The following is a 26,907-nucleotide window of genomic DNA, read 5'->3' as shown; positions in this document are numbered from 1 at the left end:
ACTCGTGGCTTGACCAAAGGAATGTCAGACATCTAAATTGCGCGCAAATCCAAATTGTCTGACAAATGAAAAAACCCGACCTGTCCGCCCAGATCGCCAGCGACATCCGTGCCTCCATCGTGGCCGGGCGCCTCATGGTGGGCGACCGCCTGCCGTCCGAGGCCGAGCTGGCCGACCAGTTCGGCGTCTCCCGCCCGACGGTGCGCGAGGCACTCAAGCGGCTGGCGGCGCAAAGCCTGATCCGCACCCAGCGCGGCGCCACCGGCGGCGCCTTCATCAACCACCTGAGTTATCCCGACGCCTACGGCCAGCAGATCACCACATCGACCCTGCTCTTGTCGATGAACGCCATCAGCTTCGACACCGCCTGCGAGGCGCGCTTCGCGCTCGAACGCGCCTGCGCGCCGCTGGCCGCCAAACGCCGAACCGACGCGCATCTTGCCGCCCTGCAGGCGGAAATCGCGCGCCAGTCGCGCCCCGATCTCTCGGACGAGGCTTTCTGCGCCTCAGACGTGGCCTTTCACCGCGCTCTGGTCGACGGCGCGGCCAACCCGGTCCTCTCCTACCAACTCGCAGGCGCGGTCGAAGGCATGCAGCCGCTGATGAACATGATCACTTTCACCGCCCGCAGCCGGGTCGAGATCATCGCGCGACACAGCCGTATCGCCGCCGCCCTGCGCGACCGCGACGCCGCCGCGATCGACACCGGCCTGCACGACCTGGAACGCTATACCCGGCAGCTCGCGCGCGACGTTCTGGCCGCGCGCGCAGGCTGATCCCCTTCTTCTTGGCAAAATACCTCCAGAGAGCACGAGAGACAGCGTCTCTCGTATCGCCCTGCGGGCGATCCGCCCTACCTGTGTCCTTCAATAACGCCAAGGACCGCCATGCTCGATCTCATCAATCCCGTCCTCGCCCTGCTGACCGTGGCGCTGGGGCTCTTCGGTTTTCTCGCACCGCGCTACACCGCGGGCGCCTTGCACCTTACCACGACGCAAAGCACCATGGGGCTCAGCGAATTGCGCGCCTCGGCGGGCGGGCTCTTCGTGGCGCTGGGGCTGGGCTGTCTGATCCTGGGCGAACCCTGGGCTTATCTCATGCTGGGGGTGGCCTATGCCGGGGCCGGCGCCGGACGACTTCTGTCCATCGCGCTCGACGACCCGCCGAAATCCAAGGCGATCCTCTATTTCGCCTTCGAGGCGATCCCGTCGGCCTGGCTGATCCTCTGGAACCTCTGACGCGGGGTCAGAGTACACGACTCTCAAAAACAACGTGACGCAGCCGCGCGACCTTCTGCTACGATCCGGCATGGTCATAAGGGAGGATACCATGACTCGTTTTATCGCAGTTCTGTTCGCCGTCGTTCTTGCCTTCGCCGGGCCGCTGGCGGCGCAGGACGCCGGGTACGGCAAGCAGAAGGTGGTCTACCACATAAACGGAAATGGCGGAGAGGATTCAAAGACGTACAAGGGTGCGATGCGCAACATCCAGAACCACATCAACGCCGTGGGGGCCGAAAACCTCGATCTCAAGGTGGTGATGCACGGCAACGGCGTCGGCCTTGTCATGAACGCAAAGTCGGACGACACCCTGCAAACGATCATCGGCAGCCTGAAGTCGCAGAACGTGTCGTTCCACGTGTGCAACAACACGCTTGTCGGTCGCGACATCAACTACAGCGACGATCTTTTCGACGTCTGGGAAGAGGATATCGTGCCATCGGGCGTTGCGGAGCTCGCTCATCTGCAACAGCAGGGCTATACCTATATCAAACCGTGACAGTGCTGCGCACGGCTCTTGTATTCGGCCGTGCGCAAGCCTATGTTTTCCCTGTCTGGCAACAGACTATGGACATAAACGCGCTCGTAATAAGCGGATCGGACCCGGGGGCGGTACCCGGCCACTCCACCATAACCCGTTCATTTGGCGGCCATGGGGTGGAAACAGGATCGACGAACGTCTAAAGGGGTTAGCTTTGTCTCGGCGGTCTGCCACCGTTACCGGCGAAAACAGTACAATTGCAAATGACAATCGTGCTCCGGTCGCTCTGGCTGCGTAAGCAGTCCGAAAGATCGAAATCTAAGTCCTTGCGCCTAGCAGCGTAAGGCGGGGTTCGCAGGCACCTGGCAACAGAAGCCTGCACTTTCCCCTCCATTCCCGGACCATGTCACCGCTTTCAGGCGGCCCCCGCCCCGTGCCGCGCGTCCGGACAATGCCCGCATCCTGGCCTGCGGTTGCGCTCGGACCGCGACCTGATGCGGCCCGAACCAACGCGACCGCGGTGACCTTCGGGCCCGCGCCCGGCGTTTGATTTCCCCGAAAAACCGGCATATTGTCAAAACGAAAATTTTTTACTCTACTGCGCATCACAAACCATTTTACCGGAGTGCCCTTAATGGCCATTTTCGAGACAACCCAGCCCGTCGATTTTTTCAACATCCCGTTCTTTTCCGGCAATGTGACGGTCGCGACGACGACCACGATCGTCGTGGTCGACGGCGCGCAGGAAGCCCGCTATCTGGGCAGCTTCAGCTATTCCAACACCGGCGTCGTCAGCGGCACCGTGGACACCATCCAGCTTTTCGAGAATGGCATTCTGGCGACAGAAGTGACCGACATCGACGGAGATGCGAACGAGCTCTACCAGGCCATCCAGGTTCAGAACGACGCCCAGCTGGCGGCCAGCATCGTCTTCTCCGGCAATGACACCATGGACGGCTCGACCGAGGCCGACACGCTCGTCGGGTTTTCCGGCGACGATCTGATCCGGGGTCTGGGCGGCAATGACCGGCTCGAAGGTCAGGACGGCAATGACAATCTTATCGGCGGCGATGGCAATGACGGGCTTCTGGGAGGGGATGGCGACGACCGGCTCGAAGGGGGCCCCGGCGACGACCGCATGCCCGCCGGTGCGGGCAACGACACCTCTTTCGGCGGTGACGGCAATGACCGGCTGGGCGGTGGCGATGGCAACGACCGCCTGGTCGGCGGTCCCGGCAACGACGGCGGCGGCGCAGGCCCCGGCAACGACACGATCGATGGCGGATCCGGCAACGACACGTTCAACGGCGGCTATGGCCGCGACCTGATCAATCTGGGCGCTGGCAATGACCGCTCGGGCGCCAGTTTTGCCAATGATACGATGTATGGCGGCGACGGCGACGATCTGCTGACCGGCGGCGACGGCAATGACGACATCCACGGCGATGCGGGCAACGACACGCTCAATTCGGGCCTTGGCGAGGACACGGTGAACGGCGGCGAAGGCGCCGACCAGTTTGTGTTCAACGCGCTTTTCGGCGGCGGCACCACCGTGATCGAGGATTTCGAGGACGGCGTCGACACGATCCGCGTCACCGGCCTGCGCAATCCAGCCGATCCCGTGGCGCGGCTCGACATCACCAACACCACCTACGAGGGCCAGCAGGCGGTCGAGATGACCTATGGCGATCACACGATCATCGTGCTGAACACGCAGGAAAGCGACTTCAGCGAGGCGGATTTCCTCTTTACCTAGGCATCGGCGCCGGGACAGCCGATCCGGCAAGGGGGGGCTGCACATCCCCCCTTGACCCGCCTGCCCGCACCACGCCCTATGGGGCCATGTTGCGACTGATCTTCTGTCTTGGCCTGACCTGTCTGGCCACGCCGCCGCGGGCCTGCGAGACGGCGCTGATGCTGACCATGGATGTGTCGAACTCGGTCGATCCGGGCGAATACCGGTTTCAGACCGATGGTCTGGCGGATGCGCTGCAGGACCCCGAAATCGTGGAGATCCTCGTGCGCGGCGACGCGATGCTGTCGGTCATGCAGTGGTCGGGCACCGACAAGCAGGTCATGAGCATTCCCTGGACCCGCATCCGCACCACCTTTGACGCGGAACGGTTCGCCAACCAGGCCCGGCAAATGGAGCGCGCGTTCATCCTGTCCGACACCGCCCCGGCCGAGGCGCTGGATTTCGCGCTTGATCAGTTCGGCCCGGTGATGCACTGCCCGCGGCGCATCATCGACGTGTCCGGCGACGGCACCCCCAATGCCGGGGGCGAGGTCGGGCCGGTGCGCCGCCGCGCCGAACGCATGGGCATCACCATCAACGGCATCGCCATCGAATCCCTTGGCATCGCCATCACCAATTTCTACCGTCGGGCTCTGATCACCCGCGACGGCTTTGTCCTGACGGCGCGCGGGCACCGTGACTATCCCCGCGCCATCCGCCTGAAAATCCTGCGGGAAATCACCAGGGTCATCGGCTAGGCAGGCGCGCGCGCGACCGGCGAAAAACCCCCTCGCCGCTCTTTCGTTTCGCACAGAATTGAATATGCTGCGGCTACAGGAAAAAGGATTTGCGGCATGTCCGGCGGCATCGACTACGGAAATCTCATGCACCGCGCGATGCGCGGCCTGATACAGGAGGTGCTGACCGGCGTGCAGTCGGACGGCCTTCCCGGAGAGCATCATTTCTTCATCACCTTCGACACCCACCACCCGGATGTCGAGATCGCCGACTGGCTTTACGACCGCTACCCCGGTGAAATGACCGTGGTGATGCAGCACTGGTTCGCCGACCTGGACGTGACCGACGACGGATTTTCCGTCTCGCTCAACTTCGGCGACGCGCCCGAGCGGCTCTATATTCCCTACGACGCCATCAAGACATTCGTGGACCCGTCGGTGGAATTCGGCCTGCGGTTTGAAACGCAGGAGGATGCCGAGGACGAGGAGGACGACGCCCCCCGCCCCGATCCTGTTCCCGTCCGGTCAGAGCCTGCGGAAAAGAAAAAAGCCGACACCGCCAAGCCTGCGGATGTGGTCAGCCTCGATTCCTTTCGCAAATAGCGGTGCGGGCGCACCTTGCCCGAGGCTGCGCAGCCCGCTAAACGGCATGCAATTGCATACTCAAGGAGCATTCCATGGCCACCGACATCCGCGTTGAAACCGACAGCTTTGGCCCCCTCGACGTGCCCGCCGACAAATACTGGGGCGCGCAGACGCAGCGGTCGATCATGAACTTTCCCATCGGCTGGGAACGTCAGCCCGTCGCGATCATCCGCGCGCTTGGCGTGATCAAGAAGGCCTGCGCCACGGTCAACATGGCCCAGGGCGACATGGAGGCCGAGATCGGCAACGCCATCACCGCCGCCGCGCAAGAGGTGATTGACGGCAAGTTCGACGACAACTTTCCGCTGGTGGTCTGGCAGACCGGGTCGGGCACGCAAAGCAACATGAACGCGAACGAAGTGATCTCGAACCGCGCGATCGAGATGCTGGGCGGCGAGATGGGGTCCAAGAAGCCCGTCCATCCCAACGACCATTGCAACATGGGGCAAAGCTCCAACGACACGTTCCCCACCGCGATGCATGTGGCCATCGGCATGATGGCGCGCGACACGCTGCTGCCGGGCCTGAAGAAACTGCACGCGGCGCTGGCCGCCAAGTCCGAGGAATTCGCCGACATCATCAAGATCGGCCGCACCCACACGCAGGACGCCACGCCCCTGACCCTGGGCCAGGAATTCGGCGGCTACGCGCATCAGGTGGCACAGGGCATAAAACGGGTCGAGGCCTGCCTGCCCGACATCTACGAACTGGCGCAGGGCGGCACCGCCGTCGGTACCGGGCTCAACACCAAAAAGGGCTGGGACACCCGCGTCGCCGCCGAAATCGCGGCGATCACCGACCTGCCCTTCGTCACCGCCCCCAACAAGTTCGAGGCCTTGGCCGCCCATGACGCGATGGTGATGTTCTCGGGCGCGCTCAAGACCGTGGCGGCGTCGCTCTTCAAGATCGCAAACGACATGCGGCTTCTCGGGTCCGGCCCGCGCTCGGGTCTGGGCGAGTTGATCCTGCCCGAGAACGAGCCTGGCAGTTCGATCATGCCGGGCAAGGTCAACCCGACCCAGGCGGAGGCGCTGACCATGGTCTGCGCGCATGTGATGGGCAACGACGCCGCCGTCGGCTTTGCCGGCAGCCAGGGGCATTTCGAACTCAACGTCTACAATCCGATGATGTCCTACAACGTGCTGCAAAGCATGCAGCTCTTGGGTGATGCGGCGGGCAGCTTTACCGACAACATGGTTGTCGGCACCAAGGCCAACACCGACAGGATTGACAAGCTGATGAAGGAATCGCTGATGCTGGTCACGGCGCTGGCGCCGACCATCGGCTATGACAACGCCACCAAGGTCGCCAAGACCGCGCACAAGAACGGCACCACCCTGCGCGAAGAGGCGGTGGCGCTTGGCTTTGTGGACGAAGAGACCTTTGACCGCGTGGTGCGGCCCGAAGACATGATCGGGCCGAAGTAGATGTCGACGCCGGTCAACCTGAACCGGTTTCGCAAAGAAAAGGCGCGGGCCGAAAAGAAGGCCCGCGCCGATCGGAACGCCGTCACCCACGGCCGCACGAAGGCGGAAAAACGTCTGGATGAAGCGCTGCGCGACAAGGCCGACAAGGCGCTGGACGGCAAGAAGCAGGACGGATGAGTGGGCGGCCCGTCAAGCGGTCGCTGACATTGCGCGGTCACCGGACATCGGTATCGCTCGAGGATGCGTTCTGGCGGGCGTTCCGGGAGATTGCGGCGGAAGATGGCAAGGCGATCAACCAGTTGGCCGCCGAAATCGATGCGGAGCGTGACTTGGACGTCGGCCTCGCGTCGGCGATCCGCGTGTATGTGCTGCAGCGATTCAGGGATCGTTAACCGTCAGCGCGCAGTCTGGGACCATGAGCGAACTGCGTGTCACGATCCCGCCCGACATCTGGCTGCGGCAAATCTTTTCCTCCAAAGCCGCGCGCGACGGCAGCGTCGTGCGCCGGTCCTTGCGGGATGTGGACAGGATGATCGGGCGCGCGGCCTTTGAACGCGAATTGCGGCGGCGCGGTTACAGCGCCGTGATCAATGCCGGACAGGTCGTGATCTTCTGCAACCGCGAACCGGTCCGGCGTTTCACCTGACGGGCGCAAAGGTTTTCTGAAAACCTTTGCCAAGACTTTTGCGAAAAGTCTTGGCGTCTGCCCTCAGAATTCAGATCGACGCGCGGTAGATCTTGTCGATATTGTCGCCCAGGGCCGCGTTGAATTCCGCGTCGGATTGCTGCTTGCTCAGCCCCTCGGTCAGGGCGCGCGAAAAGCTGGCGATCATCTTGGCATTTTTCGACAAACGCGCGCAGGCGTCGTCGGTCGTGTAACCGCCCGACAGTGCCACCACTCGCAGCACCCGCGGATGATCCGCCACCGCATCGTAAAGCCCGGCTTCATCGGGGATCGTGACCTTGAGCATCACGTCCTGACCGTCCTCCAGCTTGTCCAGATGCGCCAGTATCTCATCCTTCAGCATCGTCTCGGCCTCGGCCTTGGTGTCGGAATGGATGTCGACCTCTGGCTCCAGAATGGGGACGAGGCCCGCGCCGATCACCACATGCGCCACCTCGAATTGCTGGGCGACAATGTCGGCGATGCCCTTGGCATTGGCGGTCTTGATGACCGATCGTTCCTTTGTCCCGAAGATGCCGAACTCCCGCGCCTCGGCCAGCAGCGCCTCGAGCCCCGGCATCGGCTTCATCAGTTGCACGCCGTCCGCTTCATCCTCAAGCCCCTTGTCGATCTTCAGAAACGGCACCACACCGCGGTCGTCCCACAGGAGCTGCGCCACCGGTTTGCCGTCGATCTCGCCGCGCATGGTGCGTTCGAAAAGGATCGCCCCCAGCACCTTGTCGCTGGTGAAATCCGGGGCGGTGATGATCCGGGCGCGCATCTTGTGAATTTCGCCGAACATCTCTTCATCGCCGGAATAGGCGCTTTCTTCCACACCATAAAGCCGCAGCGCCTTGGGAGTCGACCCGCCGCTTTGATCAAGAGCGGCGATAAATCCCTTGCCGGTGGTCATCCGCTGGGCCTGGGCCTCGAATGCTGCGCTGTGCTGTGCCATGGTCTGTCATCAATCCCTGTTGAACCCTCTTTCCCCGTCTTTACGCGAGCCGCAAACGCTTGGGTAGACAGACCTTTGGAGTTTAGCGCTAACCCTTGAAAATAAAGGGTTGCGGCCCCTAGCGGCGGGTGATGCGCAGCGCGATCCCATCGCGGGCGCGCACCGTCAGATGGGCCACGGGCTCGGGCACGCGCCCCTCCGCCGGCGCGACCCGCAGATCCCGCAAGAGGAGCGAGAGGAGCAGCGTTCCCTCGACCATGGCAAAGCCCGCACCGGTGCAGACGCGCGCACCGGCCGAGAAGGGGATGAAGGCATCGCGCGCGCAGGTCCGGCCGTTTTCGCTGGCCCAGCGGGCCGGATCGAAGCCGTCGGGATTGTCCCAGAGCCGTTCGTGGCGGTGCAGATGCCAAGGGCTCAGCACCACTTGCGCGCCCCTGGGCACGTCGCGGTCGCGGAACCGTTCCGGGCAGGAGGTTTCGCGCACCATCATCGGCACCGGCGGATACAGCCGCAGGGTTTCGCGGAACACGTCCCGGCTGATCTTGAGCTTTGCGGCTTCGGCGAAATCGCCACGGCTCAACGCCTGCGCCTCGCTCGCGACACGGTCCTGCCAGTCGGGATAAAGCGCCATCAGGTACAGCGCCCAGGCCAGCGCGCTGGCGCTGGTTTCATGCCCGGCCAGAAAGAAGATCGCGACCTGATCAACCATCTCTTCGGTCGAGAACCGGTCCCCGGTTTCGGGATCGGCGGTGGTCATGATCTTGGTGGCCAGATCGTCCGGGGCGGTTCCCGCCGCGATCTCGGCCATGCGCCTTTCGGTCAGTTGCGTGATCAGCCCCCGAATGCGTGCCGCCGCCGCGCGGGTATCGCGGCGAAAGAACCGCGGCATCCAGGACGGCAGCGGCACGAAGGCGGCAAGGTTCAGGATCGGCTGGGTGCGCTGATAGGCGCGGAATTCGTGAAACACCGCGCTCGCGATGCTGTCCTCGATCGGGATGGAAAAGAGCGTGCGAAAGATCACGTCGGCAGCGGCGTGGCTGGTGACCTCCTCGATCTCGACCTCTTCGCCCGCGCGCGCGGCCAGCCGGTCGCGGGCGGCGCAGGCGGCGGCCCACATCTGGCCGTAGGTGTCGCGCAGCCGCCCGCCCTCGAACGCGGGGTCGATGATCCGGCGCTGCCGCTGCCATGTGGCGCCGTTGGTCAGGAACACGCTATTGCCCAGAAGCGGGCGCAGTCCTTCGCCGATGCGGTCGGATTTCGGAAAGTCCTGCGGCCGGTCCTTCAGCACCAACCGCACCAGATCGGGCTGGTTGACCAGGTAGGACCGAAAGAACGGTGTGCGAAATTCAGCCATCCAGGCGCGGTACAGCCGCGCGGGCTGTGCCGACAGGATGTCCTGCCGAAACAGCCTGACATAACGCCAAAGCGACACGCGGTCGCTGCGCGCGCGGGGCTTGGGTGGGATCATGCGGCGATCGAGGTGAATTTCGACACCGGGATGTCGATCCGGCTGTTGGACGGTTTGCGCCCGGCATAGCGGCTGGCCAGGCTCAGCGGTCCGGCGGTGATGCGGAAATAGTCGTAATCGCGCACCAGGTCGAAGGCGCAGAGGTACTGGAAATGCAGGCGGAAGAACTTCCAGCGCAGTTCCTTCCAGCGCGCCTCGCTCAGCGTCTGGGTGAAGGCGGCGGAAAAGACCAGCGGCCAGCGCTTGTCCGCGGGCGCCACGCCCGACACCGCCACGGGATCACACAGCGCGAAGGCACAGCCGTCGCCGGGGGCGGTGACATCTACCCAGGTCAATTCGTCTCGCGCGGAAAGATAGCGCAGGTCGGCGCGCAGACGCGTGGCCTTGGGCAGGAAAGACACCATCGGCACCACTTGGCCCAAGCTCAAAAACGCCAGTTTCGGGCCGTTTGCGGGCACCCGGCCCTGCCGGATCAGGTCGGCCAGGATCGACACCGCGAGATGCGCGCCCGACGAATGCCCGACGATCAGCACCTCGTCGACCGGCGTGCGCAGGGCCGCGGCGATGGTGTCGGTGAATTCGGCCATCCGCGCCTCGAGCTCGGGCGGGTTGGCGCCGCCGTGCTGCGCCGAATAGGCGTAGTCATGCATGAGGTAGTAGGCAAAAAACTTGCCGTCCTTGCCCTTGACCCAGCGCAGCACCAGCACCACCGCCGCGGCCCAGAGCGCAAGGCCCAGCCCTGTGGCGACGATGCCGATCCAAGGGCTTAGCAGTGCCGTGACGACGGCATAGCCCGCCCAGCCCACGACCAGCGCCAGCAGAAGCTGCAAGAGCAGCATTCCGACGGGATACAGGGCGGCGATCACCGGCCCCTTGCGCAAGAGCATCAGCCGCCGCAGCGCGCCGCTGGCGATGTAGGTCCAGGCGGTGCGCGCGAGCTGCCAGTAGGTCGCGGGGATCGAATTCGACATGCTGTCACGGACGATGTCGGACCAGACCAGCACCTGCACATCCGCCGCCGACACGGCTCCGTCCATCGCCGCGGTGACGCGCCAGCCGTAAGGCCCCTTGGTCTTTTTGGGTTTAAGCGCGATGCTATAGCCCGAAATCTCGGCCTGTGCGGCGCCTTCCTTGCGGTATAGCTCGCGGTAGCGGCGCGGATGGATGGGATCGTAGCCGGGGATGTAGAACACCCGGCGCGTCCGAACGTCTTGGCGCGGCTTGTCCATGGCTGACCTCTGATCGCCGTTGCATCACATTTGCGCAAAGCGTAGCGGGGCAAAGGGGCAAGAGTAAGGCAAAAGGCGACAAAGCCGCGTCTGGGCCGGGATTGTTGCTAGAGCGGGACGCAGATAGATCAAATCGCGCGCGAGCAGTCTGAAGCGGACGTACGAGCCAACCACCCGGCGCGGACTCAAGGCCGAAGGCCGCCGCGCCATCGCAGTCGCGCCCCCACGCGGCTGCGATTTGGCTGAGCTTGGTGCACAGCGTGGATGGCGTGCGGACTTGGCTGGCATAAAGCGCCTGAGCGGAAAGACCTGATCGCATCCGCGCGCGACTGCAATGGCGCGGCTCGTCAGCCGGTTACCCAAGGTCCGCTCAAGGCAGATCAAAGCCTATCGCATCCTGCTCTAACCCAGCATGCCAAGCGCAGGAAAGGCTTCGAGCAGCCAGAAAGAAAACGCCGAGAACGCGCCGGTGACCAGCGCCAGCCCGACGGCGATCAGCAGAACGCCCATGACCCGTTCGATCAGTTTCATGTGTCGCTTGATCCGGTTCATCAGCGTCATGGCGCGGCTCAGGAACAGCGCCGCCAGCAGAAACGGAATGCCAAGGCCCGCGGCATAGACCCCCAGCAGCAGCGTGCCGCGCGTCACCGACGCCTCGGACGCGGCCAGGCTCAGGATCGCGCCCAGTTGCGGGCCGATGCAGGGCGTCCAGCCAAAGGCGAAGGCCAGCCCCAGGATATAGGCGCCAAAGGCCGATCCGCCGGTATCGCCGGCCTCGATCCGCGCCTCGCGGTCAAGGAAGGGAATGCGGAAGACACCCAGGAAATGCAGGCCGAAGACAATCACGACAACGCCCGAGATCTGCGCCAGAAGCACCTGGTTTTGCAGGAAGAACGCACCGAATGCCGAGGCGGTGAAGCCCAGCAGCAGGAACACCGTCGACAAGCCGAGCACAAAGAACAGCGCCGCCAGCCCGGCACGCATCCGCGCCGACCCGCCCGCCTGCATTTCCGCAACGCTGACCCCGGACATGAAGGCCAGATAAGGTGGCACGATGGGCAGAACGCAGGGGCTTAGGAATGAGATCACGCCCGCCAGCAGCGCCACGAACATCGCGGGCAGAAGCCCCGCGTCGATGATTTCGATTCCGAACATGACGTGCACATAGCCTGTCGCGGCACCCGCGTCACGCAAGGACGCGTCACAACCCTGTGGACAGTCTGTAACATCGGGCCTAACTCTGACGCCATGACACTGCATGACCTTGATGCGACCGGGCTTCTGTGCCCCCTGCCTGTGCTGAAAGCGCGCAAGCGCCTGACCACACTCGCCCCCGGCGACGTGCTGCGCCTGCGCACCGACGATCCGGCGGCGGTCGTCGATGTGCCGCATTTCTGCAACGAGGCCGGGCACCGCGTCGAAAAGACCGTGGCCGACGGGACGGCCACGGTCTGGGATATCCGCAAGGGCGGATAGCCCCCGCCGCTGGCTACGTCAGCTCAACCGGCTGACAACCACCGTGACCTCGGGCTTCTTGCCGATCTCGTTCTGCGTGGTCTGGCGCGCGACGCGGCGCAGGCCCTCGTCGAGCTTGTCATCGTCGGTCAGCGTCTTGTTTCCGGCGCGGCCCAGATACTGGCCCAGGTCTTCCTCGAGCACATCGACCAGCGGCACGCGGCTGCGCCCCTCTTCGGGCAGGCCCATGAGTTCGCACCAGGGATCGCCCAGCGGATCGTCGTTTTCGTCCAGGATCACCGTCACGATCACATGCCCGTTCAGCGCCATGCGGATCCGGTCGCGCACGACGCCATCCAGCGCGCCGATCTGGACCGACCCATCGACGTAAGTGCGTCCGGTGTCCACGTATTCCGCCACCGTGGGGCTGTTTCCCGACAGGTCGATCATCATGCCGTTGACCGCCAGCACGCCCTTCTTGCCGCCGGTTTGCGCCAGTTTGACATGTTCGCGCAGATGCCGGTGTTCGCCGTGCATCGGCACCACCACCTGCGGATTGACGACCTTGTGCATCATCTCGAGATCCGGGCGGTTGGCGTGGCCCGACACGTGGTAAAGCCCGTCGTTGTCGTCGACCACATCAACGCCCGCTTCGGAGAACTGGTTCATGATGCGGATCACGCCGCGTTCGTTGCCGGGAATGATCTTGGACGAGAACAGGAAGGTGTCGCCCTCTTTCAGGGTGATGCCCTGATACTTGCCCCGCGCCAGTTGGGCCGAGGCCGCGCGGCGTTCGCCCTGCGACCCGGTGACCAGCAGCATGACGTTTTCCCGCGGGATGCTGGTGGCATCCTCCGGTGACACCACCGGCGGAAAATCCTTGAGCACGCCGGTTTCCGTTGCTGCCTCGATCATCCGGCGCATCGCCCGCCCCAAAAGGACGATGGACCGCCCTGCCCGCTCTCCGGCCTCGGCCAGGGTCTTGACCCGGGCGACGTTGCTGGCGAACGTGGTGGCGACGACCATGCCGCTGGCGTCCTTCACAAGCTTTTCGATTTCCGGGCCCAGCGTCGCCTCGGACCGGCCGGGGTGCTTGCTGAACACGTTGGTGGAATCGCAGATCAGCGCCTTCACCCCGTCCTTCGACACCTCTTCCCAGAGCGCGCGATCGAACGCCTCGCCCACCAGCGGCGTCTCATCCAGCTTGAAATCACCGGTGTGGATCAGCCGCCCCTCGGGCGTGTCGATCACCAGCGACGAACTTTCCGGGATCGAATGCGAAATCGGCAGGAACCCCACCTTGAACGGCCCCGCTGTGATCTGTTCGGGCCAGGGTGACGCGGTCTTGACCGTCTGTTCGGAATGGCCGTGTTCATCCATCTTGCGCCGCGCGATGTTGGCGGTAAAGGCGCGGGCATGGATCGGGGCGCCCAGATCCTCCCAGAAATGCCCGATGGCGCCGACGTGATCCTCGTGCGCATGGGTGATGAAGATCGCCTCGAGCCGATCACGCCGTTCCTTTAGCCAGGTGATGTCGGGCAGGATCAGATCCACCCCCGGCGTGCTGTCCATATCCGGAAAGGTCACGCCCAGATCCACCAGGATCAGCCGTTCCTCATCGGGTTTGCCATAGCCGTAGACATAGGCATTCATGCCAATTTCCCCGGCCCCGCCCAGGGGCAGATAGATCAGGCGTTCACCGCTCATGTGTTATCCCATCGTCTTGTTGTGTGCATGGATCACGGTCAGACCGTGCATCGTCAGATCGTCCTTGAAGGCATCGAAAAGCTCTTCACTCTGCTGGAATAGCGGCGCCAGCCCGCCCGTTGAAATGACCTTCATCGGCCGGTCCCTTTCGGCCTTGATGCGGTCGCAAATCTCTTTCACCAGGCCCACATATCCCCAGAAGATGCCCGATTGCATGCAGGCCACCGTGTTGGTGCCGACCACGCCCTGGGGTTTGGAGATGTCCACATGCGGCAGCGCCGCAGCGGCCTGGTGCAGCGCCTGCAGGCTCAGGTTCACGCCCGGCGCGATCACCCCGCCCACATAGGCGCCATCGGTATCCACCACGTCGAACGTGGTGGCTGTGCCGAAATCCACCACGATCAGGTCGCCGCCGAAAAGGTCGAACCCCGCCACGGTGTTGACCAGCCGGTCGGGCCCCACGTTGGTGCCCGCATCCACCCGCACATCGACCGGCAGCGCGCATTCGGGTTTGCCCACCACGACGGGCCGGGTGTTGAAATAGCGGTCGGCGAGGACCCGCAGGTTGAAGACCACGCGCGGCACGGTGGACGAGATGATGACATCTGTGATCACCGCCTCGATCTTCTGGAATTCCATCAGCGTCGACAGCCAGACATAGTACTGATCCGCCGTGCGCTGGTGTTCGGTCGAGGTGCGCCAGGTGGCCAGGAACCGCTGCCCGTCCCAGATCGAAAAGACGGTGTTGGTGTTGCCGCAGTCGATGGCCAGAAGCATGGCGCGCCCCCTCTCAGAAAAAGACATCGGCGGCGGGGATCGCGAGGCGCCCATCCGCCGTGATCAGGACAAGGTTCCCGGCCATGTCCACCCCGTCGAATTTGCCGGTCGCGGTGCTGCGCCCGGTGCGCGCTGTGATCACCTCTCCAAGCTTGGCCGCCCGCAAGAGCCAGGCCTGCCGGATCGGCGCAAAGCCTTCGGCGACGAACAGCGCCTCGACCTTGGCATAGGCCTGCGCCAGCAGGTCCAGAAACGCCTCTGGATCGATCGCGACCCCTGTGGCCGACATCAGCGCCACGGGCGGCACGGCATCGGGTTCCACCTCGGACACCGGGGGCGGATGCAACAGGTTGACGCCCACACCAATGGCCAGATGCTGCACGCCATTCCGTTGGCCCAGACTTTCCAGCAGGATGCCCGCCACCTTGCCGCCATTGAGCAGCACATCATTGGGCCATTTCAGCGACAGTCCGGCGGTGCGGCCCGTCGCCTCGACCAGCGCCTCGTGCAGGGCCAGCGCGGCGACGAAGGACCGTTGTGCCACGACGTCGGGCGTCTCTGACGGCCACATCAGCAGGGTCGCGGAAAAATTGCCCTCCGGATTGCGCCAGGGCCGCCCGCGCCGCCCGCGTGCCGCGGTCTGCCGCCGTGCCAGGATCCACGTCGGCATGGTCAGTTCGGCGGACAGCCGCGCGGCTTCGGCGTTGGTGCTGTCGACCTCGTCCAGCACCCGGGCCGCATATCCAGCGGGCATCGTCATCCCGGGTGCACCGGCATGGCAGGTCCGCCAAGGGCCGCGCAGGCTGGCCTGCGCACAAACCAAAAGCGACGCGCCCCGGGCGCGTCACCATTGGATCGGTCTGTCGATGTCGGGTCAGTTGACAAGCGTGGCCGCCGCGGCCGCGGCCGCGCCTTCGATCCCGAAGAGGTTCACGACCCCCAGCACCATGATCGCGGCCGACGCCATCAGGAACCCTGCCAGCATCGGCGACCGGCCCTTGTCCAGCCCCTCGTCGCGGTCTTCACCGAAGTACATGAAGAACACGATGCGCAGATAGTAGAAGGCCCCGATGACCGATGCCACCACGCCCGCCACGGCAAGCCAGGCAAGCCCGCCTTCGTAGGCGGCGCGCAGCACGTAAAGCTTGCCGAAGAAGCCGACCAGCGGGGGGACACCCGCAAGGCTGAACAGCAGCACCAGCATCGCCAGCGCCTTGCCCGGTTCCTTTTTCGAATACATGTTGAGCGATGCGATATCCGTGACCGGCTGGCCGTCGCGCTCCATGCTCAGGATAAAGGCAAAGGTGCCGATGTTCATGGTGACGTAGATCGCCATGTAGATCAGCAGCGCCTGCACGCCGAAAACGGTGCCTGCCGCCAGCCCCATCAGCGCATAGCCCATGTGGGCGATGGACGAATAGGCCATCAGCCGCTTGATGTTGGTCTGGCCGATGGCGGCAAAAGCGCCCAGGAACATCGACAAGAGCGACAGGAAAGCGATGATCTGCTGCCAGTCACCCACCGCCGCGCCAAAGGCGTCGTGCAGCAGCCGCGCGAAAAGCGCCATGGCCGCGACCTTGGGCGCGGTGGCGAAGAAGGCGGTGACGGGCGTGGGCGAGCCTTCGTAGACGTCCGGTGTCCACATGTGGAATGGCACCGCCGACACCTTGAACGCCAGGCCCGAGGCCAGCAGCACAAGCCCGAACAGAAGCCCGATGGACATCTCGCCCGCCGTGGCGGTCTGGATCACGCCGGAAAAGAGCGTCGTGCCTGCAAAGCCGTAGGTCAGCGACGCGCCGTACAGCAGCAGGCCAGAGCTGAGCGCACCCAGAACAAAGTACTTGAGCCCCGCCTCGGTCGACTTCACGCTATCGCGGCGCAGCGATGCCACGACGTAAAGCGCCAGCGATTGCAGTTCCAGCCCCATGTAAAGCGCCATGAGATCGCCCGCCGACACCATCATCATCATGCCGACCGCACTCAGCGTCACCAGCAGCGGATATTCGAAGCGCAGCAGGTCGCGGCGCGACATGTACTCCTGGCTCATCAGCAGGACGGCGGCGGCGGAAATCAGGATTGTTACCTTGGCAAACCGGGCAAAGGCGTCGTCGACGAACATGCCGCCGAAGGCCACATTGGTGCCGTCGCCGCTGGTCCCGATCCAGAGCGCCAGCGCCACGAACAGCGCCGCCGTCGCCCAAAGCAGTGCCGGGGCGAGCTTGTCCTTTTCGGTATAGACCGCGCCCACCAGCGCCAGCATGGCAAAGACCGACAGAACGATCTCTGGCAGGATGACAGTCAGATCAGCCTCAATCATGGCTCAGCCCCTCAATTCTCTGCTTGCTCGGCCACCTGTGTCGAGGCGCGCGCCTCGGCCAGGGCCGTGTCGTAGTTGGACACCAGCGCCTCGACGCTGGGGCCGATGCGGTCGAGGATCGGCGCGGGGTAGACCCCCATCCAGATCGTCATGACCACCAGCGGCGCAAAGATCGCCTTTTCGCGGCGGCTCATGTCCTTGATCGTGCGAAGCGATTCCTTGATCAGATCGCCCATCACCACCCGGCGATAGAGCCAGAGCGCATAGGCCGCCGACAGGATGACGCCCGATGTCGCCACCGCCGCGACCCATGTGTTGACCTGGAAAATGCCCATCAGCGTCAGGAATTCCCCGATGAAACCGGACGTGCCCGGCAGGCCGACATTGGCCATGGTAAAGAGCATGAAGATCAGCGCATAGGCCGGCATCCGGTTCACCAGACCGCCATAGGCGTCGATGTCGCGGGTGTGCATCCGGTCGTAGATCACGCCGACACACAGAAAGAGCGCGCCCGAGATGAAGCCGTGGCTGATCATCTGGAAGATCGCCCCGTCCACCCCCTGCTGGTTGGCGGCGAAGATGCCCATGGTGACATAGCCCATGTGCGCGACGGAACTGTAGGCGATGAGCTTTTTCATATCCTCCTGCACCAGCGCGACCAGCGACGTGTAGACGATGGCGATGGCGCTCATCCACAGGACCAGAGGCGTCAGCACCTCGGCCCCCACCGGGAACATCGGGAGGCTGAAGCGCAGGAAGCCATAGCCGCCCATCTTGAGCAGGATCGCCGCCAGAACCACAGACCCCGCGGTCGGGGCCTGCACGTGCGCATCGGGCAGCCAGGTGTGGACCGGCCACATCGGCATCTTGACGGCAAAGCTGGCAAAGAAGGCCAGGAACATCAGCGTCTGCATGCCGCCGACGATCTGCAGCCCCAGGATCGAGAACGACTCGGACCCGAACTGGTGCACCATCAGCGTGGGGATGTCGGTGGTGCCCGCATCGGCGAACATCGCCACCATCGCGACCAGCATCAGCACCGACCCGAGGAAGGTATAGAGGAAGAACTTGAAGCTGGCGTAGATCCGGTTCTTGCCGCCCCAGATGCCGATGATCAGGAACATCGGGATCAGGCCGGCCTCGAAGAAGAGATAGAACAGCACCAGGTCCAGTGCCATGAAAACGCCCAGCATTAGCGTTTCCAGCAGAAGGAACGCGATCATGTATTCCTTGACGCGGGTGGTCACCTCCCAGGATGCGGCGATCACCAGCGGCATCATGAAGGTGGTCAGCATCACGAACAGCACCGAAATGCCGTCGACGCCCATCTTGTACTGAAGGCCCAGCAGCCACGCGCCCTCTTCCACCATCTGGAAGCCGGTGTTCATGCGGTCGAACTGCGCCAGGATGAAGAGCGAGATCACGAAGGTGGCCGAGGTGGCGATCAGCGCCAGCCATTTGGCGTTGCGGTCCGCGGCCTCGTCCCCGCCGCGCAGGAACAGGGCCAGGATCACCGCCGCGAGGGCCGGCAGGAAGGTCACGATGGAAAGCAGGTTGTCCATTACTGCGCTCCTCCGCTCAGCGTCATCCAGGTGATGAGCAGCGCAAGCCCGATCACCATCGCAAAGGCATAGGTGAAGATGTAGCCGGACTGCGCCTTGCCCGCGAGCCGCGTGACGAAAGGCACAAAGCCCATGGCGACGCCGTTGATCGACCCGTCGATGACATTGCCGTCACCCCGCTTCCACAGCAGCCGTCCAAGCGATTTGGCGGGCTGCACGAAAAGGAAGTCATAAGCTTCGTCAAAGTACCACTTGTTCAGCAGGAAGAGGTACAGCGGGCGCTGGCTTTCGGCGAGCCGTTTGGGCAGCGTGGGGTTCACGATGTAGAACAGGATCGCGAGGCCAAGCCCGAAGATCATCGCGATGAAGGGGCTGACCTTGACCCAGGTGGGGGCATGGTGCGCGTCGTCCATCACGTGATTGTCCGGGCCCATGTAAATGGCACCTTCGCCGGGGGCCGCGGCACTCGCGGTCTCCGTCCCGTGATCCTCGGTCGGTTCGGTGGCATCGGCCACCGCCGCTTCGGCATCGCCCTCGGCCAGTTCCTCCACTGCCTCGACCGCGCCTTCGCCGTGATCGTCGGCGGCGGCCTCTGCGCCGTGGCCGTCATCGGCCGCCTCGGCGTGATGCGTGGGAATGCCGAAGAAGCGGTTCACCTGCGCATGGTCACCGAAAAAGCTGCCGTACCAGATCATGCCCGAGAAGATCGCACCCAGCGACAGGACACCGAGCGGCACCAGCATCACCATCGGCGATTCATGCGCGTGCTCGTGCGTGTGCTTGTCGCCGCGCGGCGCGCCATAGAAGGTCAGGAAGATCAGCCGCCAGGAATAGAACGAAGTGAAGAGCGCCGCGATCACCAGCATCCAGAAGGCATAGCCGCCCTGCGTCCCGGCCCAGGCGCTTTCGATCACCGCATCCTTGGACAGGAAGCCCGCAAAGCCGATGTGGGTCAGCGGGATGCCGACGCCGGTGATGGCCAGCGTGCCGATCATCATCGCCCAGAAGGTATAGGGGATCTTTTTGCGCAGGCCGCCGTAGTTGCGCATGTCCTGTTCGTGGTGCATCGCATGGATGACCGACCCGGCGCCCAGGAACAGCATCGCCTTGAAAAAGGCATGCGTCAGCAGGTGGAACATCGCCACCGAATAGACCCCGACACCGGCGGCGACGAACATATAGCCCAGCTGCGAACAGGTCGAATAGGCGATGACGCGCTTGATGTCGTTCTGCACAAGGCCAACGGTCGCGGCAAAGAACGCGGTGGTGGCACCCAGGAAGGTGACGAATGCCATCGCCTCGGGTGCGAATTCCATCAGCGGCGACATGCGGCAGACCAGGAAGACACCTGCCGTGACCATGGTCGCGGCATGGATGAGCGCCGACACCGGGGTCGGGCCTTCCATCGCGTCGGGCAGCCATGTGTGCAGGAACAACTGCGCCGATTTGCCCATCGCGCCGATGAACAGCAGGAAGGCGATGAGGTTCGCGGCGTTCCATTCAGTCCAAAGGAAGGTCAGCTGTGTTTCAGCCAACTGCGGTGCGGCGGCAAAGATGTCGTCGAACCGCACGCTGTCGACCAGGAAGAACAGCGCAAAGATGCCAAGGGCAAAGCCGAAGTCGCCCACGCGGTTGACCACGAAGGCCTTGATCGCGGCGGCGTTGGCGGTGGGTTTGCGGTAGTAGAACCCGATCAGCAGGTAGGAGGCGACGCCCACGCCTTCCCAGCCAAAGAACATCTGCACCAGGTTGTCCGACGTCACCAGCATCAGCATCGCGAAGGTGAAGAACGAGAGGTAAGCGAAGAAGCGCGGCTTGTAGGTCTCACCTTCTTTCCACTGCGGATCGTGATCCATGTAGCCGAAGGAATACAGATGCACGAGCGCCGACACGGTGGTCACGACGATCAGCATGATCGCGGTCAGCCGGTCCAGACGGATCGACCAGTCGGTGCTGAGCGTGCCCGACTCGATCCAGCGCATGACCTGGATGTGGTCGGTGGTGCCGTCGTGCGTCAGGAACACGACCCAGGACAGCGCGCAGGCAAAGAGCAGCAGCCCGGTGGTGATCCACATGGCCCCGCGTTCGCCGATCAGTTTCCAGCCGAACCCGCCGATGATCGCGCCCACGAGGGGGGAAAACAGGATGAGCGATTCCATGGGATCAGCCTTTCATCACGTTGACGTCTTCCACGGCGATGGTGCCGCGGTTGCGGAAGAAGCAGACGAGGATGGCAAGGCCGATGGCGGCCTCGGCCGCCGCGACCGTCAGCACGAAGAGCGTGAAGACCTGGCCCACGAGATCGCCCAGGAAGCTTGAAAACGCCACCAGATTGATGTTCACCGCCAGCAGCATCAGCTCGATGCTCATCAGCAGGATGATCACGTTCTTGCGGTTGAGAAACAGCCCGAAGATGCCAATGACGAACAGCGCCGCCGCCACCGTCAGGTAATGTTCAAGTCCGATCATCGCTTCTGTCCCATCGTCTTTTGTCGTTGTCCGGATTTCTCAGGAAATCCGGTGCGTTTTCCTGAAGGAAAACGGCGTCAGAGCCCCTGCCCCGGTTTCACGTCGCGCAATTCCATCGCCTTGGCCGGGTCGCGGTACATCTGCGCGAGCACGTTCTGGCGCTTGACATCGGCACGGTGGCGCAGCGTCAGCACGATAGCCCCGATCATCGCCACCAGCAGGATCAGACCCGCCAGCTGGAACAGCAGGAAGTACTGGTCATACAGGATCAGGCCAAGTGCCGCGGTGTTCTGCGTCCCCGGCTCGATCACCTGCGCGCGCAGCCCCTCGGCCGCGGCAGAGCTTTCCCAGGCGCCAAAAGCGATGGTCAGCTGCATCAGCAGGATGATTCCGATGAGCAGCGCCAGCGGCATGTATTTCGCCATTTCGGCCTTCAGTTCGGCGAAATCGACGTCCAGCATCATCACCACGAACAGGAAAAGCACCGCCACCGCGCCCACGTAGACGATGATAAGCAGCATCGCCACGAATTCCGCCCCCAGCAGCACGAACAGCCCCGCCGACGACAGAAAGGCCAGGATCAGCCAAAGCACCGAATGCACCGGGTTGCGGCTGATCACGGTCAGCAGCCCCCCCGCGATGGTGCTGATGGCAAAGAGGTAGAAGGCAAAGACGCTCATGAATCCTCATCCTTGTTGTCTTCCATCACCTCGCGCGCAAGCTCCATCGCGCGGGTCATGGCGGGAATGCCGGCGAACATCGACATCTGGGCGATGGTCTCGGCAATCTCATCATGGGTGGCACCGGCCTCGAGCGCGTGGCGCACGGTCATGCGCACCTGCGTGTCGGCCTGCGCGCCTTGCATGGTCAGCCCCGCAAGGGTCAAAAGCAGCCGGGTCTTGGCGTCAAGACCTTCCTTGCTCACCCCCTTGCCAAAGCTCATTTCCATGAAATCCTTGGGCATCGTCGGCCAGAGCTTTTCGAACCCCTTGGGGTCAAAGGACGAGAGCGCCGGGTTGAAGGCCTTGGCCATCTCCTGCGCCTGTTCCATCATCAGCTCGAACGGGGTCTTTCCGGACATCACACGCCTCCTTCGGGGCCTTGATCAAAAGCCACGGCAAAAGTTCGCTGCAAACTTTCGGGCGCATGGATCATCTGTAGGGCGCGTCCATTTCCAGGTTTCGGGCGATCTCGGATTCCCAGCGGTCGCCATTGGCCAGCAGTTTCGCCTTGTCGTAGTACAGCTCTTCGCGGGTCTCGGTCGAGAATTCGAAATTCGGCCCCTCGACGATGGCATCGACCGGGCAGGCCTCCTGGCAGAAGCCGCAGTAGATGCATTTCGTCATGTCGATGTCATAGCGCGTGGTGCGGCGCGATCCGTCGTCGCGCGGTTCGGCGTCGATGGTGATGGCCTGCGCCGGGCAGATCGCCTCGCACAGCTTGCAGGCGATGCAGCGTTCCTCGCCGTTGGGGTAGCGGCGCAGCGCGTGTTCGCCGCGGAACCGCGGCGACAAAGGCCCCTTTTCATGCGGGTAGTTCAGCGTCGCCTTGGCGCCGAAGAAATACTTCAGCCCCAGCTTCATGCCGACCCAGAAATCCTGTAGCAGGAAGTACTTGGCCGCGCGGGTATAGTCCATTTGCGTCATGTCAGCCTCCTGTCGTCCAGCGCGCATAGGCGCCCCAGAACCAGTCGAATTTCGCGGCAAAGCTCACAAACACCACCCAGACCAGGCTGAACGGCAGGAACACCTTCCAACCCAGGCGCATAAGCTGGTCGTAGCGGTAACGCGGTGTGATCGCCTTGACCATCGCGAAGATGAAAAAGAAGAACGCCATCTTGCCCACCATCCAGAGCGCGCCGTCGGGCAGGCCCGGGATCGGCGACAGCCAGCCGCCGAAGAACAGCAGCGAGGTCAGCGCGCACATCAGGAAGATGGCGATGTATTCACCCGCCATGAACAGCAGGAACGGCGTGGAGGAATACTCCACCTGGTAGCCCGCCACCAGCTCCGATTCCGCCTCTGGCAGATCGAAGGGCGGGCGGTTGGTTTCCGCCAGCGCTGAGATGAAGAACAGGAACACCATCGGGAAATGCGGCAGCCAGTACCAGTTGAAAAAGCCGAAATCGCCGTCCTGCGCGCGCACGATGTCGCCAAAGTTCATCGACCCGGTCGAGATGATGATGCCGATGATGATCAGGCCCAGCGATACCTCGTACGAAATCATCTGCGCGGCAGAACGCAGGCTTCCGAGGAACGGATACTTGGAGTTCGAGGCCCAGCCGCCCATGATCACGCCGTAAACCTCGAGCGAGGACACGGCAAAGACGTAAAGGATCGCCACATTGATGTCCGACAGCACCCAGGTGTCGTTGAACGGAATCACCGCCCAGGCGATCATGGCAAGCACGAACGAGGTCATCGGCGCCAGCATGAACACCGGCTTGTCGGCCCCCGCAGGCACGACCACCTCTTTGACCACGTATTTCAGCGCGTCGGCCACGGTCTGCAGCAGGCCGTAGACACCCACCACGTTCGGGCCCCGGCGCATCTGCACGGCGGCCCAGATCTTGCGGTCGCCGTAGACCAGGAACAGCAGGCTCACCATAACAAAGCCCAGCACCGCGAGGCATTGCGCGACAATGATCAGGGCGATGCCGCCGGTCGTGGTAAAGAAATCAGCCATCAGGTCCTCACACCATCGGTATTCCGTTTTCCGCGCAGTTGAACACGGTGACTTCGGCGTCGATCGTCTTCAAGCCGCGAGGCAGAGCTGGCGATATCGTGTAAACCGCATCTGCGCGCCAGAGGCCACCCTCTTCGGCCACATTTGTGCGCAAATGCCGGGCAAAACCGTATCCCCGGATCAAAGCATACTGCGCTGCGGCACATTCTGCATAGTCCGCAACGTCCTCGGGGCCCCGCGCACCCCGCATCGACACCACAAAGCTCACCAGATCGCCGTCGAGCAGGCGGGTTTCGATTCCCTCGTAGACCGGGCGAAAGGGCACGTCCTCTTCTGCCTCGGGCACCGGGGCGCAGGCCGCCAGAAGGGCGGCGGCCCCCGCCCCCCAAAACGACGAATGCGAACGCATCGGCCTTACTCCGCCGCGATCGGGGTTTCCTTGCGCGCCTTTGCGTTACGGCTGAGCTCGGCCATTAGTTCGCTGGCACGGGCAATCGGATTGCTCAGGTAGAAATCCGCCATCACGTTGGCAAAGGCCGCATCGCCCATGTCGCCCCGATCGAGCGGTTGCCAGTCGTTTTCCGGCACCACGTCGATCTCGCCCAGGTGCGGCACCTCCTTGATCAGCGCGCGGCGCAGCTGCGCCAGGCTGTCGAAGGGCAGCGTCGCGTCCAGCTCTGCGCTCAGCGCGCGCAGGATGGCCCAGTTTTCCTTGGCCTCGCCCGGGGCGAAGCCCGCGCGCAGGGCCAGCTGCGGGCGGCCTTCGGTGTTGACGAACAGGCCCTGTTCCTCGGTATAGGCGGCGCCCGGCAGGATGATGTCGGCACGATGCGCGCCGCGGTCGCCGTGGCTGCCCTGGTAGATCACGAAGGGGCCGTCGGGAATGTCGCCCTCGTCGGCACCCAGGTTATAGACCACCTCGGCCCCCTCGAGTGCGGCGGTGATGCCACCCTCGGTCACGGCGCCCACATCCATCGCGCCCACCCGGCCCGCGGCCGTGTGCAGCACCATGAAGGACGATTTCGTCGATTCCGCCAGCGCCATGGCCGCGGCCAGCACCGCAGCGCCATCCTCGCGCGCCAGGGCGCCCTGGCCCACGATGATCATCGACGCCTTTTCCTGAACGCCCGAATGATCGCGGCCCAGAAGCTCGGTCAGCGTGTCGGGGCCGGTGCCCAGATGCGCGTGGTCATAGGTCAGATCAACGGCTTCGCCGATCACGCCGACGCTGGCGCCCCGGGTCCAGGCCTTGCGGATACGGGCGTTGAGCACCGGCGCCTCGATCGCCGGGTTGGCGCCGATCAACATGATCGCCTTGGCATCGTCGATCTCTTCGATGGTGGCCGTGCCGACATAACCCGACCGGTTACCCGCGGGCAGTTTCGCGCCGTCGGTGCGGCATTCCACCGATCCGCCCTGACCTTCGACCAATTGCTTGAGCGCATAGGCCGCCTCGACCGGAACCAGATCCCCGACCACTCCGGCAACCTTCTTGCCCTTCATCGCCTCGGCTGCGGCGGCCAGGGCCTCGGGCCAAGTCGCGGGCTTCAGCTTGCCGTCGCGGCGCACATAGGGTTTGTCGAGCCGCTGGCGGCGCAGGCCGTCCCAGACGAACCGGGTCTTGTCGGAAATCCATTCCTCGTTCACGCCGTCGTTGTTGCGCGGCAGGAACCGCATGACTTCGCGGCCCTTGGTATCGACCCGGATGTTGGAGCAGAGCGCATCCATCACGTCGATGCTTTCGGTCTTGGTCAGTTCCCAGGGCCGTGCGGTAAAGGCATAGGGTTTCGACACCAGCGCGCCGACGGGGCAAAGGTCGATGATGTTGCCCTGGAGGTTCGAATCGAGCGTTTCGCCAAGATACGAGGTGATCTCGCTGTCCTCGCCGCGGCCGGTCTGGCCCATCTGGGTGATGCCCGCGACCTCGGTCGTGAAGCGCACGCAGCGGGTACAGGAAATGCAGCGCGTCATGTGCGTTTCGACCAGCGGGCCCAGGTCCAGATCGGTCGCGGCGCGCTTGGGTTCGCGGTAGCGGCTGAAATCGACGCCGTAAGCCATGGCCTGGTCCTGCAGGTCGCATTCGCCGCCCTGGTCGCAGATCGGGCAATCAAGCGGATGGTTGATCAGCAGGAATTCCATCACCCCCTCGCGGGCCTTCTTGACCATGGGCGAGTTGGTCTTGACCACCGGCGGCTCCCCGTCCTTGCCGGGGCGCAGGTCACGCACCTGCATGGCGCAGCTTGCGGCAGGCTTGGGCGGGCCGCCCACGACCTCCACCAGACACATCCGGCAGTTGCCGGCAATCGACAGGCGTTCGTGGTAGCAGAAGCGCGGGATTTCCACGCCCGCCTCTTCGCAGGCCTGAATCAGCGTCAGCGCGCCGTCCACCTCGATTTCCTTGCCGTCGATATTGATCTTGCGGAGGTCTGACATTGTCTCACCTTGCTCTGAGAAGCGCGCCGATCTGGCTGCCCTTCGCGATTTCCTGTTTGCCAAGCGCACACAGCGCGGCCTTGTCATCCGGGGCGACGCCGCGTGCCTTCAGGTACGCCTCTCCCCGCTGGCGCATCCGCGCCTTTTCCGTTTTCGAGGTCACGTGATCCTCGATCTCGTCCTCGGTATAACCCAGTTCCTTGGCCCGGTTTTCGAGCGCCGTGATATAGCTGTAGGCGCGCACCAGCCGGGGCGAGATATCGTCACAGGTCTTGCGGATCTCGTCGGCCAGCGCCACCGCCAGCAATCCGTCGTCGATCTCGGCCACGTCGCGCAGCGACGGTTTCGCGGTTGCGGTCGTGGCGGCCAGCGCCAGGGCCAGGCCCGTCATCGTGATCAGTCGCATATCATCTCTCCTTGCAGGCTTGAAGGGCCCGCAAACTGCGGGCCTGTCCAGCCACAGGTGGGGATCGGGCGCGCGGATATGCAATAACCGCGCCCGCAATCCATTGATATGCCGTGAAAGTCGCTCACTCGATGCAGGTTCCCCGGAAGGTCAGCGTGTCATTGGTCACCGGCAGCGCCTCGGGCGCGGTATCGGGGCCGACGGCCCATTCGATGTCGCTGGTGCCGTAATATTCGATGCAGTGCTTGACGCCCTCGTACGCGCCGGCGGCACGCGCGCCGTTCAGCCCTTTGGACACCGGCTTGATCGTCGCGACGAAATTGGCCCGGTCGTTGCGCGGGGCCTTGACCTTGGCGCGGTAATAGACGCCGTCAAAGGCCACGTGGTTCGGCCCCTTGGAGCAGCCCGCCACCATCGCGGCCCCGCAGATCATCAGCACAATCAATCGCATCTCATCACTCCGCCGCCATCGCGC

General features: G+C 63.8%; 30 protein-coding genes and 1 other RNA gene. 12 read left to right on the top strand and 19 right to left on the bottom strand.

The genetic code is table 11. The annotated features are described in order from the left end of the window. Nucleotides 1-65 precede the first annotated feature (65 nt). The 11 genes from ACOXXX_RS13330 (at nt 66) to ACOXXX_RS13280 (ending at nt 6,951) form a co-directional block, all read left to right on the top strand. A complete protein-coding gene (locus ACOXXX_RS13330; protein ID WP_422827086.1) occupies nt 66-776 on the top strand; it encodes a FadR/GntR family transcriptional regulator in 711 nt (236 codons plus the stop codon). Between the two features lie 111 nt (nt 777-887). After that, nucleotides 888-1,238 carry a DUF4345 family protein gene (locus ACOXXX_RS13325; RefSeq protein ID WP_422827085.1) on the top strand — a complete coding sequence of 117 codons (351 nt, stop codon included), beginning with the start codon at nt 888-890 and terminating at the stop codon, nt 1,236-1,238. Nucleotides 1,239-1,329: 91 nt separating this feature from the next. After that, the gene (locus ACOXXX_RS13320) at nt 1,330-1,779 is read left to right on the top strand and encodes a DsrE family protein (protein WP_422827084.1); all 450 of its coding nucleotides are present in this window, start codon (nt 1,330-1,332) and stop codon (nt 1,777-1,779) included. Between the two features lie 14 nt (nt 1,780-1,793). Beyond that, nucleotides 1,794-2,144: a transfer-messenger RNA gene (ssrA, locus tag ACOXXX_RS13315) on the top strand. 251 nt (nt 2,145-2,395) lie between these two features. Continuing rightward, a complete protein-coding gene (locus tag ACOXXX_RS13310; RefSeq protein ID WP_422827083.1) occupies nt 2,396-3,517 on the top strand; it encodes a calcium-binding protein in 1,122 nt (373 codons plus the stop codon). A gap of 86 nt (nt 3,518-3,603) precedes the next feature. Continuing rightward, nucleotides 3,604-4,254 carry a DUF1194 domain-containing protein gene (locus ACOXXX_RS13305; protein ID WP_422827082.1) on the top strand — a complete coding sequence of 217 codons (651 nt, stop codon included), beginning with the start codon at nt 3,604-3,606 and terminating at the stop codon, nt 4,252-4,254. 96 nt (nt 4,255-4,350) lie between these two features. After that, nucleotides 4,351-4,836: an SspB family protein gene (locus ACOXXX_RS13300; protein ID WP_422827081.1), complete on the top strand. Its 486-nt coding sequence runs from the start codon at nt 4,351-4,353 to the stop codon at nt 4,834-4,836. Between the two features lie 74 nt (nt 4,837-4,910). After that, nucleotides 4,911-6,305: a class II fumarate hydratase gene (gene fumC / locus ACOXXX_RS13295; protein WP_422827079.1), complete on the top strand. Its 1,395-nt coding sequence runs from the start codon at nt 4,911-4,913 to the stop codon at nt 6,303-6,305. Then, entirely contained in the window at nt 6,306-6,482 is a 177-nt protein-coding gene (locus tag ACOXXX_RS13290; RefSeq protein WP_422827078.1) for a DUF4169 family protein, read from the top strand. Further along, nucleotides 6,479-6,697, top strand: a complete 219-nt coding sequence (locus ACOXXX_RS13285) for a ribbon-helix-helix domain-containing protein (RefSeq protein WP_422827077.1) — start codon at nt 6,479-6,481, stop codon at nt 6,695-6,697. Before ACOXXX_RS13290 ends, ACOXXX_RS13285 begins: the two co-directional genes overlap by 4 nt. Nucleotides 6,698-6,720: 23 nt before the next feature. Continuing rightward, nucleotides 6,721-6,951 carry an N-(5'-phosphoribosyl)anthranilate isomerase gene (locus ACOXXX_RS13280; RefSeq protein ID WP_422827076.1) on the top strand — a complete coding sequence of 77 codons (231 nt, stop codon included), beginning with the start codon at nt 6,721-6,723 and terminating at the stop codon, nt 6,949-6,951. 70 nt (nt 6,952-7,021) lie between these two features. On the opposite strand, the gene ACOXXX_RS13275 is transcribed toward ACOXXX_RS13280, so the two are convergent. The 4 genes from ACOXXX_RS13275 to ACOXXX_RS13260 form a co-directional block, all read right to left on the bottom strand. Further along, nucleotides 7,022-7,924, bottom strand: coding sequence for a fructose bisphosphate aldolase (locus tag ACOXXX_RS13275; protein WP_422827075.1), 903 nt, complete (start codon nt 7,922-7,924; stop codon nt 7,022-7,024). Between the two features lie 118 nt (nt 7,925-8,042). Continuing rightward, nucleotides 8,043-9,392 (bottom strand): cytochrome P450, encoded by a 1,350-nt coding sequence (locus tag ACOXXX_RS13270; RefSeq protein ID WP_422827074.1) that lies wholly within the window; start codon nt 9,390-9,392, stop codon nt 8,043-8,045. Next, nucleotides 9,389-10,621 (bottom strand): hypothetical protein, encoded by a 1,233-nt coding sequence (locus tag ACOXXX_RS13265; protein ID WP_422827073.1) that lies wholly within the window; start codon nt 10,619-10,621, stop codon nt 9,389-9,391. Before ACOXXX_RS13265 ends, ACOXXX_RS13270 begins: the two co-directional genes overlap by 4 nt. Nucleotides 10,622-11,023: 402 nt before the next feature. Next, nucleotides 11,024-11,776 carry a cytochrome c biogenesis CcdA family protein gene (locus ACOXXX_RS13260; RefSeq protein ID WP_422827072.1) on the bottom strand — a complete coding sequence of 251 codons (753 nt, stop codon included), beginning with the start codon at nt 11,774-11,776 and terminating at the stop codon, nt 11,024-11,026. Nucleotides 11,777-11,869: 93 nt separating this feature from the next. Here ACOXXX_RS13260 and ACOXXX_RS13255 point away from each other — a divergent pair, with 93 nt between their 5' ends. Next, nucleotides 11,870-12,097, top strand: a complete 228-nt coding sequence (locus tag ACOXXX_RS13255) for a sulfurtransferase TusA family protein (protein WP_422827071.1) — start codon at nt 11,870-11,872, stop codon at nt 12,095-12,097. Nucleotides 12,098-12,115: 18 nt separating this feature from the next. Here the strand turns inward: ACOXXX_RS13255 and ACOXXX_RS13250 are convergent, their stop codons facing one another. The 15 genes from ACOXXX_RS13250 to ACOXXX_RS13180 form a co-directional block, all read right to left on the bottom strand. After that, a complete protein-coding gene (locus ACOXXX_RS13250; RefSeq protein ID WP_422827070.1) occupies nt 12,116-13,783 on the bottom strand; it encodes a ribonuclease J in 1,668 nt (555 codons plus the stop codon). A gap of 3 nt (nt 13,784-13,786) precedes the next feature. Further along, a complete protein-coding gene (locus ACOXXX_RS13245; RefSeq protein ID WP_422827069.1) occupies nt 13,787-14,560 on the bottom strand; it encodes a type III pantothenate kinase in 774 nt (257 codons plus the stop codon). A gap of 13 nt (nt 14,561-14,573) precedes the next feature. Further along, the gene (locus ACOXXX_RS13240; RefSeq protein WP_422827068.1) at nt 14,574-15,320 is read right to left on the bottom strand and encodes a biotin--[acetyl-CoA-carboxylase] ligase; all 747 of its coding nucleotides are present in this window, start codon (nt 15,318-15,320) and stop codon (nt 14,574-14,576) included. Between the two features lie 114 nt (nt 15,321-15,434). Continuing rightward, nucleotides 15,435-16,877 (bottom strand): NADH-quinone oxidoreductase subunit NuoN, encoded by a 1,443-nt coding sequence (gene nuoN / locus ACOXXX_RS13235; protein ID WP_422827067.1) that lies wholly within the window; start codon nt 16,875-16,877, stop codon nt 15,435-15,437. An 11-nt stretch (nt 16,878-16,888) separates the two neighbouring features. Continuing rightward, nucleotides 16,889-18,439 (bottom strand): NADH-quinone oxidoreductase subunit M, encoded by a 1,551-nt coding sequence (locus ACOXXX_RS13230; RefSeq protein WP_422827066.1) that lies wholly within the window; start codon nt 18,437-18,439, stop codon nt 16,889-16,891. Continuing rightward, nucleotides 18,439-20,598, bottom strand: a complete 2,160-nt coding sequence (gene nuoL / locus ACOXXX_RS13225; RefSeq protein WP_422827065.1) for an NADH-quinone oxidoreductase subunit L — start codon at nt 20,596-20,598, stop codon at nt 18,439-18,441. The genes ACOXXX_RS13230 and nuoL overlap by 1 nt, the downstream gene beginning before the upstream one ends. A 4-nt stretch (nt 20,599-20,602) precedes the next feature. Beyond that, entirely contained in the window at nt 20,603-20,908 is a 306-nt protein-coding gene (gene nuoK / locus ACOXXX_RS13220) for an NADH-quinone oxidoreductase subunit NuoK (RefSeq protein ID WP_076446015.1), read from the bottom strand. Nucleotides 20,909-20,985: 77 nt separating this feature from the next. Next, nucleotides 20,986-21,588, bottom strand: a complete 603-nt coding sequence (locus ACOXXX_RS13215; RefSeq protein WP_422827064.1) for an NADH-quinone oxidoreductase subunit J — start codon at nt 21,586-21,588, stop codon at nt 20,986-20,988. Then, a complete protein-coding gene (locus ACOXXX_RS13210; RefSeq protein ID WP_422827063.1) occupies nt 21,585-21,989 on the bottom strand; it encodes a carboxymuconolactone decarboxylase family protein in 405 nt (134 codons plus the stop codon). The genes ACOXXX_RS13215 and ACOXXX_RS13210 overlap by 4 nt, the downstream gene beginning before the upstream one ends. Before the next feature lie 70 nt (nt 21,990-22,059). Further along, the gene (nuoI, locus tag ACOXXX_RS13205; RefSeq protein WP_422827062.1) at nt 22,060-22,554 is read right to left on the bottom strand and encodes an NADH-quinone oxidoreductase subunit NuoI; all 495 of its coding nucleotides are present in this window, start codon (nt 22,552-22,554) and stop codon (nt 22,060-22,062) included. A 1-nt stretch (nt 22,555) separates the two neighbouring features. Next, nucleotides 22,556-23,593 (bottom strand): NADH-quinone oxidoreductase subunit NuoH, encoded by a 1,038-nt coding sequence (gene nuoH / locus ACOXXX_RS13200; protein WP_422827061.1) that lies wholly within the window; start codon nt 23,591-23,593, stop codon nt 22,556-22,558. 7 nt (nt 23,594-23,600) lie between these two features. Next, nucleotides 23,601-24,002, bottom strand: coding sequence for a hypothetical protein (locus ACOXXX_RS13195; protein WP_422827059.1), 402 nt, complete (start codon nt 24,000-24,002; stop codon nt 23,601-23,603). 5 nt (nt 24,003-24,007) lie between these two features. Beyond that, nucleotides 24,008-26,026: an NADH-quinone oxidoreductase subunit NuoG gene (gene nuoG, locus ACOXXX_RS13190; protein ID WP_422827058.1), complete on the bottom strand. Its 2,019-nt coding sequence runs from the start codon at nt 26,024-26,026 to the stop codon at nt 24,008-24,010. A gap of 4 nt (nt 26,027-26,030) precedes the next feature. After that, a complete protein-coding gene (locus ACOXXX_RS13185) occupies nt 26,031-26,432 on the bottom strand; it encodes a DUF5333 domain-containing protein (protein WP_422827057.1) in 402 nt (133 codons plus the stop codon). Nucleotides 26,433-26,556: 124 nt separating this feature from the next. Next, complete coding sequence (locus ACOXXX_RS13180; protein ID WP_422827056.1) at nt 26,557-26,883, bottom strand: hypothetical protein; 327 nt, start codon at nt 26,881-26,883, stop codon at nt 26,557-26,559. Nucleotides 26,884-26,907: the final 24 nt, after the last annotated feature.

Source organism: Thalassococcus sp. BH17M4-6, assembly GCF_049323015.1.
Lineage (GTDB): Bacteria > Pseudomonadota > Alphaproteobacteria > Rhodobacterales > Rhodobacteraceae > Puniceibacterium.
This window is presented reverse-complemented; position numbering and strand designations above follow the sequence as displayed.

Excerpts from the sequence above, each read along its gene's own strand:
- nuoI (WP_422827062.1), bottom strand. The coding sequence starts at position 22,554 with ATGACGCAAATGGACTATACCCGCGCGGCCAAGTACTTCCTGCTACAG.
- fumC (WP_422827079.1), top strand. The coding sequence starts at position 4,911 with ATGGCCACCGACATCCGCGTTGAAACCGACAGCTTTGGCCCCCTCGAC.
- ACOXXX_RS13185 (WP_422827057.1), bottom strand. The coding sequence starts at position 26,432 with ATGCGACTGATCACGATGACGGGCCTGGCCCTGGCGCTGGCCGCCACG.
- nuoN (WP_422827067.1), bottom strand. The coding sequence starts at position 16,877 with ATGATTGAGGCTGATCTGACTGTCATCCTGCCAGAGATCGTTCTGTCG.
- ACOXXX_RS13275 (WP_422827075.1), bottom strand. The coding sequence starts at position 7,924 with ATGGCACAGCACAGCGCAGCATTCGAGGCCCAGGCCCAGCGGATGACC.
- nuoH (WP_422827061.1), bottom strand. The coding sequence starts at position 23,593 with ATGGCTGATTTCTTTACCACGACCGGCGGCATCGCCCTGATCATTGTC.
- ACOXXX_RS13300 (WP_422827081.1), top strand. The coding sequence starts at position 4,351 with ATGTCCGGCGGCATCGACTACGGAAATCTCATGCACCGCGCGATGCGC.
- nuoL (WP_422827065.1), bottom strand. The coding sequence starts at position 20,598 with ATGGAATCGCTCATCCTGTTTTCCCCCCTCGTGGGCGCGATCATCGGC.
- ACOXXX_RS13265 (WP_422827073.1), bottom strand. The coding sequence starts at position 10,621 with ATGGACAAGCCGCGCCAAGACGTTCGGACGCGCCGGGTGTTCTACATC.
- ACOXXX_RS13240 (WP_422827068.1), bottom strand. The coding sequence starts at position 15,320 with ATGACGATGCCCGCTGGATATGCGGCCCGGGTGCTGGACGAGGTCGAC.
- ACOXXX_RS13305 (WP_422827082.1), top strand. The coding sequence starts at position 3,604 with ATGTTGCGACTGATCTTCTGTCTTGGCCTGACCTGTCTGGCCACGCCG.
- ACOXXX_RS13290 (WP_422827078.1), top strand. The coding sequence starts at position 6,306 with ATGTCGACGCCGGTCAACCTGAACCGGTTTCGCAAAGAAAAGGCGCGG.
- nuoK (WP_076446015.1), bottom strand. The coding sequence starts at position 20,908 with ATGATCGGACTTGAACATTACCTGACGGTGGCGGCGGCGCTGTTCGTC.
- ACOXXX_RS13325 (WP_422827085.1), top strand. The coding sequence starts at position 888 with ATGCTCGATCTCATCAATCCCGTCCTCGCCCTGCTGACCGTGGCGCTG.
- ACOXXX_RS13255 (WP_422827071.1), top strand. The coding sequence starts at position 11,870 with ATGACACTGCATGACCTTGATGCGACCGGGCTTCTGTGCCCCCTGCCT.
- ACOXXX_RS13230 (WP_422827066.1), bottom strand. The coding sequence starts at position 18,439 with ATGGACAACCTGCTTTCCATCGTGACCTTCCTGCCGGCCCTCGCGGCG.
- ACOXXX_RS13320 (WP_422827084.1), top strand. The coding sequence starts at position 1,330 with ATGACTCGTTTTATCGCAGTTCTGTTCGCCGTCGTTCTTGCCTTCGCC.
- ACOXXX_RS13285 (WP_422827077.1), top strand. The coding sequence starts at position 6,479 with ATGAGTGGGCGGCCCGTCAAGCGGTCGCTGACATTGCGCGGTCACCGG.
- ACOXXX_RS13245 (WP_422827069.1), bottom strand. The coding sequence starts at position 14,560 with ATGCTTCTGGCCATCGACTGCGGCAACACCAACACCGTCTTTTCGATC.
- ACOXXX_RS13195 (WP_422827059.1), bottom strand. The coding sequence starts at position 24,002 with ATGCGTTCGCATTCGTCGTTTTGGGGGGCGGGGGCCGCCGCCCTTCTG.
- ACOXXX_RS13260 (WP_422827072.1), bottom strand. The coding sequence starts at position 11,776 with ATGTTCGGAATCGAAATCATCGACGCGGGGCTTCTGCCCGCGATGTTC.
- nuoG (WP_422827058.1), bottom strand. The coding sequence starts at position 26,026 with ATGTCAGACCTCCGCAAGATCAATATCGACGGCAAGGAAATCGAGGTG.
- ACOXXX_RS13250 (WP_422827070.1), bottom strand. The coding sequence starts at position 13,783 with ATGAGCGGTGAACGCCTGATCTATCTGCCCCTGGGCGGGGCCGGGGAA.
- ACOXXX_RS13280 (WP_422827076.1), top strand. The coding sequence starts at position 6,721 with ATGAGCGAACTGCGTGTCACGATCCCGCCCGACATCTGGCTGCGGCAA.
- ACOXXX_RS13215 (WP_422827064.1), bottom strand. The coding sequence starts at position 21,588 with ATGAGCGTCTTTGCCTTCTACCTCTTTGCCATCAGCACCATCGCGGGG.
- ACOXXX_RS13330 (WP_422827086.1), top strand. The coding sequence starts at position 66 with ATGAAAAAACCCGACCTGTCCGCCCAGATCGCCAGCGACATCCGTGCC.
- ACOXXX_RS13180 (WP_422827056.1), bottom strand. The coding sequence starts at position 26,883 with ATGCGATTGATTGTGCTGATGATCTGCGGGGCCGCGATGGTGGCGGGC.
- ACOXXX_RS13270 (WP_422827074.1), bottom strand. The coding sequence starts at position 9,392 with ATGATCCCACCCAAGCCCCGCGCGCGCAGCGACCGCGTGTCGCTTTGG.
- ACOXXX_RS13210 (WP_422827063.1), bottom strand. The coding sequence starts at position 21,989 with ATGTCCGGAAAGACCCCGTTCGAGCTGATGATGGAACAGGCGCAGGAG.
- ACOXXX_RS13310 (WP_422827083.1), top strand. The coding sequence starts at position 2,396 with ATGGCCATTTTCGAGACAACCCAGCCCGTCGATTTTTTCAACATCCCG.